This is a genomic window from Tistrella arctica (genome assembly GCF_039630945.1).
GTDB classification, from domain to species: domain Bacteria; phylum Pseudomonadota; class Alphaproteobacteria; order Tistrellales; family Tistrellaceae; genus Tistrella; species Tistrella bauzanensis.
This window is the reverse complement of record NZ_JBBKTV010000012.1, coordinates 1-12,622: the sequence shown is the minus strand read 5'-3', so window position 1 is coordinate 12,622 and position 12,622 is coordinate 1. Positions and strand designations below refer to the sequence as shown.

6 protein-coding genes are annotated in these 12,622 nt (G+C 68.5%); 4 read left to right on the top strand and 2 right to left on the bottom strand.

Going from position 1 to position 12,622, the window contains the following annotated elements; translation table 11 throughout:
* Nucleotides 1-241 precede the first annotated feature (241 nt).
* Complete coding sequence (locus WG924_RS23135; protein ID WP_345935414.1) at nucleotides 242-2,416, bottom strand: elongation factor G; 2,175 nt, start codon at nucleotides 2,414-2,416, stop codon at nucleotides 242-244.
* Between the two features lie 503 nt (nucleotides 2,417-2,919).
* Here WG924_RS23135 and WG924_RS23130 point away from each other — a divergent pair.
* The 4 genes from WG924_RS23130 to WG924_RS23115 all read left to right on the top strand — a co-directional run bounded on the left by WG924_RS23130 (nucleotide 2,920) and on the right by WG924_RS23115 (nucleotide 10,306).
* Nucleotides 2,920-4,407, top strand: coding sequence for an ImuA family protein (locus tag WG924_RS23130; RefSeq protein WP_345935413.1), 1,488 nt, complete (start codon nucleotides 2,920-2,922; stop codon nucleotides 4,405-4,407).
* A gap of 61 nt (nucleotides 4,408-4,468) precedes the next feature.
* Nucleotides 4,469-6,220, top strand: coding sequence for a Y-family DNA polymerase (locus WG924_RS23125; protein WP_345935412.1), 1,752 nt, complete (start codon nucleotides 4,469-4,471; stop codon nucleotides 6,218-6,220).
* A 60-nt stretch (nucleotides 6,221-6,280) separates the two neighbouring features.
* A complete protein-coding gene (locus WG924_RS23120; protein ID WP_345935411.1) occupies nucleotides 6,281-9,529 on the top strand; it encodes an error-prone DNA polymerase in 3,249 nt (1,082 codons plus the stop codon).
* Between the two features lie 201 nt (nucleotides 9,530-9,730).
* On the top strand, nucleotides 9,731-10,306 hold the full coding sequence (locus WG924_RS23115; RefSeq protein ID WP_345935410.1) for a class I SAM-dependent methyltransferase: 576 nt from the start codon (nucleotides 9,731-9,733) through the stop codon (nucleotides 10,304-10,306).
* 54 nt (nucleotides 10,307-10,360) lie between these two features.
* Here the strand turns inward: WG924_RS23115 and WG924_RS23110 are convergent, their stop codons facing one another.
* A complete protein-coding gene (locus WG924_RS23110; RefSeq protein ID WP_345935409.1) occupies nucleotides 10,361-12,184 on the bottom strand; it encodes a PAS domain S-box protein in 1,824 nt (607 codons plus the stop codon).
* Between the last annotated feature and the right edge of the window lie 438 nt (nucleotides 12,185-12,622).

The window sequence follows — 12,622 nt, the reverse complement described above, 5'->3', positions numbered from 1 at the left end:
TGTTCCATGGCGGAAGTGTTGCAGCCCGCGAGACCCGGTGCAAGCCTGCGAGACCCGGTGCAGGCCAAGACCCGGTGCAGGCCAAGACCCGGTGCAAGGCGAGCCGCGCCGTTTCACATCGGCCTGCCCTGTCCTGCCCCCTGCCATATCAGGCACCCGGGTCCGCCCGGTATCCGGCCGATGCTGTGTTGTCTGACCTCCTCATGTTTACAGCATCATCCGCCCGGTTGTCGCGGCAAGATCAGGCCGCATGGGTGCGGGCAAGCCGTTCACCCAGTTTGCCGGGCGCCTCCTGCAGCCGGGGATCGCCGGCGGTGATTTCGGCAAGACCCTGGGTTGCCGCCGCCAGATCGATGATCAGACGCGGAAGCTCGACATCCGGCACCAGCGCCTCGATCCGGTCCCAGCCAACCGGCTGGGCCACCGCCTCCAATCCCATGATCTGGCCACGGGCGGCCTGAAGCACCGCATGCATACGGGCGGTGGCCGTGCCCGGCGCCGTCACCTTCACGGGCCGCAAGGGTTCCAGCAGCACCGGATCGCCTTCGGCCAGGGCATCGGCCATCGCCTGACGCGCCGCGGTCCGGAAGGCCATGTCGGAACTGTCGACCGCATGATGCTGACCATCCAGCAGCGCCACCGCCACATCGACCACCGGAAACCCCAGCGGCCCGGTGGTCAGGGCATCGCGAATGCCGGCTTCGACGGCCGGCACGTAATTGCGTGGCACCGATCCGCCGACGGTCCGATCCTCAAAATGAAAGCCCTCGCCCCGATCGAGCGGCACGACCTCGATCGAGACATCGGCAAACTGGCCATGGCCACCGCTCTGCCGCTTGTGGCGGCCGCGGGCACCGGCCGGGCGGCGCAGGGTCTCACGAAAGGCGATCTTCGGTGGCCGGGCCTCGACCTCGATTCCGAACCGCAGCCGCAACCGCTCCACCGCCAGAGCCAGATGGCGTTCTCCCTGCCCCATCAGCACCGTCTCCGAGGTCTCGGGGCGGGGGTCGACGCAATAGGACGGATCCTCCTCAACCAGCCGGGACAAGGCCGCACCCAGCTTGGTTTCGTCGGCGGCGCGGCTGGCGACCAGGGTGAGCGCCGCGATCGGCGCCGGGGCCTGCACGTGCCGCCGGTCATCGGGTTCATCCAGAATACCCGTGGCATCGACCAGTACCCCCGGCGGCACGGCTTCCAGCCGCGGTAGCACCACAACCTCGCCCGCAACCGCCGGATCGGAACGGCGGATCAGGGCCGGTCCATCGAGCATGCCGGTCTGGCCCAGCCGCTGGCCGGCGAAATCGCATCCTTCGGCAACGGTGCCGGACCAGACCCGCGCCAGCCCCACCCGGCCCAGATGCGGCAGATGCAGGATCTTGAACACCCGCGCCCGCATCCGTCCGTCATCGACCCCGCGGACAGGTGCCTCCGCCCCGGCGGCGGCGCTCTCGCCCCCGGTCCTCGCACCATCCGCCATCATCTCGCCCGGGGCGAGGACACCCTGGCGGCAGGCGGTCACCGTCACATCGGGGGTTTCATGGCGCAGCGCCTTCATCAGCCGCCGCACGCCGAAGCCTTCCAGGGCCGTGCCGAAGAACACCGGCACGATATGTTCTCGACCGAATTCGCGGCCCAGATCCTGATAGATCTCGGCACGTGGCGGCTGGGTCTCATCCAGCAGCTGCTCCAGCAGCACGTCATCGAAATCCGCCAGAGTCTCCAGCATCACCCGCCGGGCATCCTGTTCCCGTGCGCTCAACGATGCCGGCAGCCGCACCACCTCCGACGCCGATCCGGGCCGATAGCGATAGGCGCGCTCGCTGGCCAGATCGACATGGCCGACCACCCGTTCGGCGCCGCCGGGGCCGTGCTCACGGATCGGCACCTCGCGCAGCACCAGCGGCCGGCGGCTGACCGACTGAAGGGCATCAAGGATCTCGGCAACCCGCACGCTCAAGGTGTCGACCTTGTTGATGAACACCATATGCGGCATGCGCGTGCGTTCAAGCAGCGCAAAGATCGGCGCCAGCGCCTCCACCCGCGCCGGGTCGGGCTCGCACACCACCACCGCCACATCGGCGACGCTCAACACGTCACGCATGTCCTGGCGGCAATCGGCGGCGCCCGGACAGTCGAGGATGGTCCAGCGCTCGCCCAGATAGTCGATCCGGGCCGTGTTCAGGGTCAATCCACCCGATATCTGGCCACGTGCCTCGGGCCAGGCATCACCGCGGGCGGAGCCGTCCGACACCCGGCCAAGCCTGGCGGTGGTGCCGGAAATCCACAGCATCGCTTCCAGAAGACTGGTCTTGCCGGTGCCATACGGGCCGATCAGGGCGGCGCAGCGCGGCGCCGCCGGTGCTCTGTCGGGCATCGCCGCCCCACCGCCCCTGGTACCATTCATGGTCGTGGACATGGACATCCTCCCCAGCGGGCCAAGGCCGCGGTCGGCCAACTGGGCCGCACGGTCCCGGCCGGGTGCGCGGGACGTGATGGGGACGTGGTCTGGTCGTCGGGGTGCGTGGCAGGTACCGGTCGGGCAGCATCCGCCCCACAGCATCCGCCATGTCAATCGCCCCCCGCGACGCGGGTCCGCGATCCGTCCCTTTCCGATTGTCACGGAACCCCCCGGCAGCAATGCGGGGTGCCTGTCTGCGGCAGGTGGCTCCGGCTCGATCTGGTCGATCACTCATGCTCGCGCGCTCCAGGCGACGACGCAAGGGAAACCGCATCCACGATCATGGACAGAAGACGATGACAGCGGCACGGAAGCCGCCGCTCCGGATGCCGGTCTCAGACTCCGGCTTGACTCCATCCCGGCCCGGGATTAGAACAAAAAGAGAACAAAATGATCTGCCCGCCGGCCTCCGGCATGGCCCGATCAACCGCTCCAGGGCGCGCTCCAGGGGGACCGATACCATGCCGCCGATCAGGCCGTTCAGCATCGTCGCCACCACCACCACCCCGCCCGTGCTGCCGGCCGCGGCCGGACTGCCCATCGCGGGATGGCAGGTCAGGCCGGCGCGACCGGTCATGCGCCGGCTGCCGGGCGATGACCGGGTGTTCGGCACCTGTGGCGGCCGTCTGCCGCCCGCACCGATGCTGGCCGATCTGGCCCGCATGGTGACGGAAGCCAGGGCTGGATCATGCCCGCAACACTCGGAGGATGCCATGCCACGTGCCGATCGGCTTGCCAGCCCGCGCAGCATTCCGCAGACCCGCGATCCGGGCATCCGCGTGCGACCGTCACGGCTTCTGGCCGCGGCCGCGATGGCCACCGCCGAAGCGGCACTGCGCGAGACCGATCCACGGGCGGTGGACGACACCCCCGTGAACGACGTCCCTGTGGACGAGGTCTTTGTGGACGAGGCATTTGTGGACAAGACATTGGCCAAAGGCGGGCGGGCGGCGACACGCCCCGACAAGATTGCTCAGTTGAAGGCCACCATCGCCCGGATCGAAGGCCAGACCACTCCGGCCCGCGTAGCTTCGGGACGCAACGATCCGGCAGTGCGGGTGATCAGCACCGGCTGTGACGAGATCGACGGCCTGCTGGGCGATGGCGGGCTGGCCCTTGGCCGGCTGCACGAAATCATCACGGCCGAAGCCGGTGACTATCCGGCAGCCGGCACCGCCCATGGCACAGGGCTGGGTCTGGCCGCCCTCTGGGCCGCCACGGTCGCGGGCGGCCATCAGGGTGCCGATCAGGGGGGCATCGGATCCGGTGGTCCGGTGCTCTGGGTCGGCGGCTGGCCGGCACCCTATGCACCCGGCCTGGCTGATTTCGGCCTGGACCCGGCGCGGCTGCTGGTGGTGCCGGCCCGGCGCAGTGCCGAGCGGCTGTGGGTGATGGAGGAAGCAATCCGCAGCGGCGCGGTCGCAGCCGTGGTCGGTGAGGTGGCCGATGCCGATCCTCTGGCGACCCGGCGCCTGCAACTGGCCGCGGCGGAAGGTGGTGGCATGGTCCTGCTGATCAGGCCGGTGGCACACAGCCTGCTCAGGCCAGCCCCCCGCGATGCAGCCGGGCGGGATGACGGCAACGATCCGGCAGCCCTGCTCGCCCGCCTGCCACCCAGCGCCGCCGCCAGCCGCTGGGCCGTCACCGCCGCGCCCGCCGCCGCGGCATCCTGGCCGGCCGCCGCCGGTTACCGGACCCGGCCGATCGGCCGGCTGCACTGGCAACTGGACCTGTTGCGCGCGCGCGGCAGCCTGCCCGCCCGGCTGATGGTCGGCTGGTCTGCCGACCAGCCCGGCCGGCTGTCGATGGCATCGACCGAGGCCGGCATGGCGCAACCGGCCATGGCCAGGATACCGCAGGCCGCCGGTGACGCCCTGCCCCGGCGCGGCTGGTTCGGGCTTGGGCGCGGCGGCGGCCTGAACGGCATCCGCCCCGGCGCCACCGGCTGAATGGTCACCGGATCTCCGGCGGCCGGCTTCTCGCCCCCCGTTCGTCAATCCGGTTCCCGCCATGCCAGACATCCCCGTTCCCGCCCGGCGGCGACAGATCCTGCCCCGACGCGTGCTGGCCCTGTCTCTGCCGAGCCTCGCCCTTGACCGGCAGGCAGCCCTTGCCGCAGCGGCCGGGGACGATCAGGCGGCGCGCGACTGGCGCCATGGCCCGGCCGCCTGTCATGCCCCCGGCCCACGCGGACCGGTGCTGACCGCAATCAGCCAGATCGCCCACGACCAGGGCGTGCGGCCGGGCATGACACTGGCCGAGGCCCGGGCCCGGCTTGCCACGATCCGCCTGGCGCCGGCCGATCCGCGTGGAGACCGCCATCTTCTGGCCCGGCTGGCCGATATGGCCGATCGCTTTTCACCAGCCGTCGCCCTGGATGGCGGCCGGGGGCTGCTGCTCGACATCACCGGCGTCGCCCATCTGTTCGGCGGCGAGGCGGCCTTGGCGGCGCGGGCCGTGCGCCTGTTGAGCCGGCAGGGGCGGTTGACGATCAGAACCGCCATTGCCCCCGGGCCGCTTGCCGCCTCGGTCCTGGCCCGCCACAGGCAGCCATCGCTGATCATCACGCCGGATGGTGCCGATGCCGCCGCCGCCCTGGCCCATGCGGTTGGCCCCCTGCCGATCGAAGCGATCGTGGAAGACCATCCACAGGCCGTGCAGGGGCTGGCGCGGCTGGGCATCCGCCGGATCGATGCGCTGAATGCCCTGCCCCGGCAATCGGTTGCCGAACGTTTCGGACCCGATGTGATTGCGGCACTCGACCGGTTGTATGGCCGCATGGCCGATCCGCTGCACCCGCGCCGGCCGCCGGCCGCGGTGGAGGCGCGGATCAGCTGGGCCGAGCCGATCGGCCGGTCGGAAGACATCGCCGCCGCCACCGCCTCTCTGATCGACAGGCTGGCCGGCGATCTGGCCACGGCCGGTCTGGGGGCCCGGCAGTTGCTGCTGTCGGCCCATATCGTCGATGGTGCCGTGCGGTCGGCCGAGCTGGGGCTGGCCATGGCCAGCCGCGACCCGGTGCATCTGATGCGGCTGCTGGCCGAACGTCTGGACCGGATCGATCCGGGCCTGGGGATAGAGGTGATGGTGCTGTCGGCACCCCGTGTGCAACGGCTGGGCGTGGCCGATCGTGCCCTGCCGGGCCTGATCTCTTGCGCCCTGCCGGAGCTGGCCGGCCACGGACAGGCGGTTCCGACAGGCCAGCCGGTGGCGATCGCCGCGCTGATCGACCGCATCGATGCCCGGCTGGGCAGCGGCCGGGTGCGGGCGGTGCGGATCGATGCCGCCGTCATGCCCGAAGCCGTGGCCAGACTGGTTTCCGCCACCGGACAGGCCATCGGGCTGGACAAGCCGCCCACGCGCCCGCCCGCGGCGCTTGACGGGCCGCACCGGCCCACCGCCCCCCGGCCGCCACGGCTGCTGCCACGACCCGAACCGGTCACCGTGATCGCCGCCCTGCCCGATGACCCGCCGGCCCAGTTGCGCTGGCGCGGCCGGCTGCACCGTGTGCGACTGGCCGATGGCCCTGAACGGCTGCACGGTCCCTGGTGGCAGATGCCGGGGCAGGTGCCGGGGCAGGTGACTGAGACCCGCGATTACTATCGCATCGAAACCTGGGACGGCGATCGCCTGTGGGTCTTCCGCGCCGGCACCGCACCGGGCCTCGGCGCCGATATCCCGCCGACCGGAACAGAGGAGCCCGGCTGGTTCGTCCCCGGCTGGTTCGTCCCCGGCTGGTTCGTCCATGGAATTTTTCCATGATCTTTCAAAACGGTCCTGGACGTTCCAGGCCCCTTTCCTTCAGATCAGGACTTAATCCCCATGCAGGCACCAGAATGTGTCGAACTGGAGATCACCAGCAATTACAGCTTCCTGCGCGGTGCATCGCATCCTGAGGAACTAGTGGCCACGGCCGCGGCCCATGGTTTCGACCGGCTGGCGATCGCCGATCGCGCCAGCCTGGCCGGGGTGGTGCGCGCTTATGTGGCGGCGCGCAAACTGGGGATGGTGCTGCATGTGGGGGCCCGGCTGGACCCCGCCGATGCGCCGCCCATGCTGGTCTATCCGCGCGATCGGGCGGCTTATGGCCGGCTGTGCCGGTTGCTGACCCTGGGCAAGCGGCGGGCGCCAAAGGGCGGCTGCGATCTGCGTCTGGCCGATATTCTGGCCGCCGTGCCGGATCATGAAATCCTGCTGCTGCCGCCGATGTCCTGCCCGGCCGGCGGCCCTCACCCCGACTGGGATCTGCATGCCGCAACCGCAGCCCGGCTGGCCGCCGCCTTTCCCGATGCGGTGCATCTGGCGGCCCGCCATCTGCTGGGCGGTGACGACGATATCCGCATCGGCCGGATCGATGCCCTGGCCGGCCGGCTGGGGATCGACATGGTGGCGACCGGCGATGTCCGGATGCATGTCCCGGAACGGCGGGTGCTGGCCGACCTGCTGGTCTGCATCCGCGAGCATGTGGCGATCGATCAGGCCGGGCACCGTCTGGCCCGCAATGCCGACCGTTATCTGAAACCGCCCGCCGAGATGATGCGCCGCTTCGCCCGCTATCCCGATGCGATCGCCGCCAGCCGCAGGATTTCGGACCGGCTGCTGTTCCGGCTGGACGAGCTGTCCTATGACTATCCCCTGGAAGGCGGTCTTGAGGGGGAAACCCCGCAAGGCGCGCTGGAAAGGCGCTGCCGCGAGGGGCTGGCCTGGCGCTATCCGGCGCGGCTCTGGCCCGATGGTCCGCCGCCTGAGATAAAGGCCCGTATCCGCACCGAACTCGATCTGATCGGCCGTATGGGCTATGCGCCCTATTTCCTGACCGTCGACCAGATCGTCCGCTTCGCCCGCGATCAGGGCATTCTGGCGCAGGGCCGTGGTTCGGCGGCGAATTCGGTGGTCTGTTTCCTGCTGGGGATCACCGCGGCCGATCCGTCGAAAGTGGATCTGCTGTTCGAACGCTTCATCAGCGAGGCCCGTGACGAGCCGCCCGATATCGATGTCGATTTCGAGCATGAGCGCCGCGAAGAGGTGATCCAGCATATCTATACGAAATATGGCCGCGCCCATGCGGCCCTGGCCGCCACCGTGATCAGCTATCGCCCCAAAAGCGCGCTGCGTGACGCCGGTCGGGCACTGGGCCTGGACGACGACACCACCGGCCGGCTTTCAGGGCTGATCTGGGGTCGGTCGGATGATCCGATCGGGCGGGATCAGTTGATCGAGGCCGGGCTCGATGCGGATGCGCCACGTATCCGGGCAACGCTGACCTTGGCCGCCAGCCTGCTCGGCTTTCCACGGCATCTGTCGCAGCATGTCGGCGGCTTCGTGCTGACCCGGCGGCCGCTGGAGGAAACCGTGCCGATCGGCAATGCCGCGATGCCCGACCGGACCTTCGTTGAATGGGACAAGGACGATCTGGATGCCCTGGGAATCCTGAAGATCGACATTCTGGCGCTGGGCATGCTGACCGCGCTGCGCAAGGGGTTCGACCTGATCGCCCAGACCACCGGCCGCCACTGGACCATGGCGACGGTGCCGCCCGAGGATCCGGCGGTGTACGACATGCTGTGCCGGGCGGATGCGGTGGGCGTGTTCCAGGTGGAAAGCCGCGCCCAGTTGAACATGCTGCCCCGCCTGCGGCCGCGCGCCTATTACGATCTGGTGATCGAGGTGGCAATCGTTCGTCCCGGCCCGATCCAGGGCGACATGGTCCACCCCTATCTGCGCCGGCGCGCCGGGCTGGAGCCGGTGGAATACCCGTCCGAGGCCCTGCGCATGGTGCTTCAGAAAACTCTGGGCGTGCCGTTGTTCCAGGAACAGGCGATGCGGATCGCCATGGTCGCCGGCGGATTCAGCGGCGCCGATGCCGATGCCCTGCGCCGGTCGATGGCTGCCTTCCGGCGCAGTGGATCGATGCACCGCTTCCACGACCAGCTGATCGGCGGCATGATCGCCAACGGCTATGATCCGGTCTTCGCGGAACGTTGCTTCAAGCAGCTGGAAGGCTTTGGCGAATATGGCTTTCCCGAGAGCCATGCCGCCAGTTTCGCGCTGATCGTCTATGTCTCGGCCTGGATGAAATGCCACCATCCCGCGGCCTTCACCTGCGCGCTGCTCAACAGCCAGCCGATGGGATTCTATGCACCGGCACAACTGATCCGCGATGCAGCCAGCCATGGGGTGGAGATCCGGCCGGTGGACATCAATCACAGTGCCTGGGACTGTACGCTGGAGCCTGGAGAGGTCGGGAAGGTCGGGCAGCCGGCGCTGCGTCTGGGGCTGCGGCTGGTGAAGGGTCTGGCCGAAGCCGATGGCCGCCGGCTGGTGGCGACGCGGCCGGCCACGGGTCATGCCTCACCCGCCCATGCCCTGCGCGCGGCCGCTGTGCCGCCTGCCGCCCTGATCCGGATTGCCGAAGCCGATGGCTTCCGCGGCTTGAATCTGGACCGGCGGCAGGCGCTGTGGGCATTGCGACGGTTGGAGACACATCCCCTGCCATTGTTCGCGGGGCTGGGCGATGACGGCCGCATGGCCGAGCCGGCGGCCCCCCTGCCCGCCACCCCGCCGGCACGGGCGATGGTGGAGGATTATGCCGCAACCGGCCTGACCCTGCGCCGCCACCCGATGACCCTGATCCGGGCGGAACTGGGCACGCAGAGTGTGGTGCCGGTCGCGTCCCTTGCCCATGCGAAAAGCGGCAGCCGCACGGCCGTGGCCGGGCTGGTGACCACCCGCCAGCGTCCGGGCACCGCCAAGGGCATCATCTTCATCACATTGGAGGACGAGACCGGCCATGCAAACCTGATCGTGCGGCCCGATATGGTTGCCCGATACCGGGTGCTGGTCCATACCGGCCGCGTCCTGGTCGCCCGCGGCCGGGTCGAGCGCAGCGGGCAGATCATCCATCTGCTGGTCGAGGTACTGGATACGGCGGAGCCGGCGTTGACCGCGGCCATCAGCCGGGCCGATGATGCCGCCACGGCCGCCCATCTGGCGGCATTGAACATTGCCGCAGAACCGACCGCGCCGTCAGAGCCACCAGCCCTGCGCCTCAGATCCCGCGACTTTCATTAGCACGTCACCTGGCATTAGCACGTCACCTGGCACTAACCCGTCACCGGCCGAAGCCGTAGATATGTCATAGATCACCATCATCAACCGTCGCTATGATGATGTCTGGACATGCCTGCAGAGCCGCAGGCCTTCGACCACTGGCGTTCGGAGCCGCCGGTATTTGACACCGGGTCTCCGCGACCACTGACGGATGATCTGTACATGGCCGATAGTCTGTTTCTGCGTGAATTTCTGCGGGCACCCTTGCGCACCGGCGCCCAGCAACCGTCCAGCCGCGCCCTTGGCGCCGCCATGGCCGCCGAGATCGATTCCAACGGCACCGACCCGGTGGTGGAACTGGGCCCCGGCACCGGTGTCATCACCCGCGCCCTGCTGGACCGCGGCATCGACGAGCATCGGCTGGTGCTGATCGAGTTGAACCCCAGTTTCTCAGATCATGTTCAGCGCAGCTTTCCACGCGCCACTGTGCTGACCGGGTCCGCCTTCGATATGCGCCGGCTGCTCACCACCGAAATCGGCGGCGGTATCGAGCCCCGCATCAGTGGCGTCGTCTCCGGCCTGCCCCTGCGCGGCCGCCCCGACGCGCTGCGCCGCCGGCTGTTGCAGGACACGCTGGATCTGGCACGTCCGGCCGCCGGCTGCTTCGTTCAGTTCACCTATTGGTATGACAGCCCGGTCCCCTTCGACCGCGCCGACATCAATGGTCGCCGGACCCGCTTCGTCCCCTTCAATCTGTGGCCGGCATCGGTCTGGACCTATCGCCGTCGCACCGGCTGACAGAGATCACCGGCAGACGTCATGACGTGCATCGCGATCAGAAGGGGGCGGCGATCAGGAGGGGCCGGCCACAGCGCGGTCGAAATTGCCCGCACCCATGCCGTCATGCCCAGCGAGCAGCCCGCCCGGCAGCCCGGCAGCACCGGCGACCGGCAGCGAAACGACATTCGCGTCCCCTCCAGCGGCGATGATGCGCGTCGGCGGCAACATCAACGTCGCCGTGGTGCCGACATTCTTCTCGCTCGTCAGGGTGAGCGTGCCGCCATGCAGTTCCGCCAGCATACGGGCCAGTGGCAGACCAAGCCCGGTGCCGTCGAAACGGCGGTTCAGATTGCTGTCCACCTGACCGAAAGCTTCCAGAGCCACCGACAGTTCATCGGCCGACATGCCGATGCCTGAATCAGATATCGTCACCACCAGCGCGCCGCCGGCCTCGCGTTCGACCCGCATGACCACCCGTCCGCCTGAAGGCGTGAATTTGATGGCATTCGACAGCAGGTTCAGCACGATCTGCTTGATCTTGCGCCCGTCGCCCATTATCGGCGGCAGATCCCCGACAAGATCGATGTCCACGGTGACCCCCGCCGCCTCGGCCCGCTCCCGCAGCATGCCCTGGGTCTGGGCAATCACGGCCGGCAGACGCACGACCTCTTCCACCAGATCGAGCTTGCCCGCCTCGGCCTTCGACAGATCCAGAATGTCGTTGATCAGCGATAGCAGATGCTGGCCCGAGACCCGGATATCCCCGATATATTCCCGCTGCTTTGCCGTCAATTCTCCGGCGTAACCGGCTGTCAGAACCTCGGAAAATCCGATCACCGCATTCAACGGCGTCCGCAGTTCGTGGCTCATATTGGCCAGAAACTGCGACTTGATCTGATTGGCGGTTTCGGCCTGCTCCTTCGCGGCGCGCAGCGCCACCTCCACCCGCTTGCGCCCGGTCACGTCGCGCAGATTGACCACCACGCCGCCGACCGCCGCATCCTCGAACCGGCTGCGGCCGATGGCCTCCACCGTCAACCAGTGGCCAAGGCGATGACGGACCCGGAACTCGATCACCGCCGTCAGATGCGGATCGTCGATCGCCGTGCGGTAGACATCGGCGATACGGGCGCGATCATCAGGATGAACCAGCGTAACGAAGGCCATCTGCTCCACCTGAGCCGGATCGAGCCCCAGAACACGTCCGGTGCTCGGGCTGGCAAAACTGACGCCGCCGTGGCGATCCAGGATCAGCACGACATCCAGCACGTTTTCGATCAGGGCCTTCAACCGCCGGTCGCGCAGCGTGACCTCGTGCTGGGCCTCGGCACGCTCCGTGATGTCGCGGGCAATCGCCATCATCCGTGCGCCACCGCTCTGCGGCCCCGCCAACTGCATCACCAGGGTCTCACACTGTCCGATCCGGCCATCAGGGCGCCGGAAATCCAGCATGCCGCGCCAGCTTCCCGTCTGCCGCACCATCTGGCGGATCATCGCCAGCCGTGCCTGCAGATCATCACCCGCCAGCACGTGATCGATGGTGAAGCCGTCGACGCGCCCGGCATCCAGGCCGGTCATCCGGGCGGCACCACCATTCCAGCCCACCACCCGCGCGCTGCTGTCCAGCAGCACGACGCCATCATTGATCCGGTCCCACAACAATCCGACGCCATCGATCAGGCTGCGCGGGCTGACGGCACTGCGCCGCAGCGCCACCAGCCACACGACCAGCACCGCCCCGAAAACCAGACCGGCTACAACCAGACCACCCGCCAGCGCCGGCGGCGGAATGGTGACGACGCCCAGAAGGTCGAACAGCCCTGCCACACCGACCGCAAGGCACAAACCTGCCGCAACGGCCGCAACGGCATCAAGCGGGTAGCCCGCAGCCGTCACGTCTCCGACACCGATATATGCGCGGGCGTATGCCGCGTCATCCGCCGCCTTGGCAAACGGTTGACGATCGGTACGCCTGCGCCGGATGTGCAAGCCTCCCCAGGCCACGCGCTGAACCCCATGCCCCACCCGATCCACCGCGGCCTCCCCCAGCCGGATGTCTCCGGTGATACGACCGTCATCATGCCGCGGCGATGCCATTGCACCACCGCTCATGATCCGGCCGTTTGTTCCCGATCTTTTTTTATCGCCTGCGCGAAGTAGACGTCGAACTGAACCACTAAAGCGCCTGTCTGTCAATGCGGGGTCACTCGTCGCCAGGGCCCCGAACTCGGGTTAACGCGGTTTACGGCTTGCTCGTGCCGTGATTCTCTGAATCACCCTGATTTGGAGGACTGCTATGCCGCTGACTGGCCCGGCCCGTGGAGAGACGTCGCG

Excerpts from the sequence above, each read along its gene's own strand:
- WG924_RS23130 (WP_345935413.1), top strand. The coding sequence starts at position 2,920 with ATGCCGCCGATCAGGCCGTTCAGCATCGTCGCCACCACCACCACCCCG.
- WG924_RS23125 (WP_345935412.1), top strand. The coding sequence starts at position 4,469 with ATGCCAGACATCCCCGTTCCCGCCCGGCGGCGACAGATCCTGCCCCGA.
- WG924_RS23135 (WP_345935414.1), bottom strand. The coding sequence starts at position 2,416 with ATGTCCACGACCATGAATGGTACCAGGGGCGGTGGGGCGGCGATGCCC.
- WG924_RS23120 (WP_345935411.1), top strand. The coding sequence starts at position 6,281 with ATGCAGGCACCAGAATGTGTCGAACTGGAGATCACCAGCAATTACAGC.
- WG924_RS23115 (WP_345935410.1), top strand. The coding sequence starts at position 9,731 with ATGGCCGATAGTCTGTTTCTGCGTGAATTTCTGCGGGCACCCTTGCGC.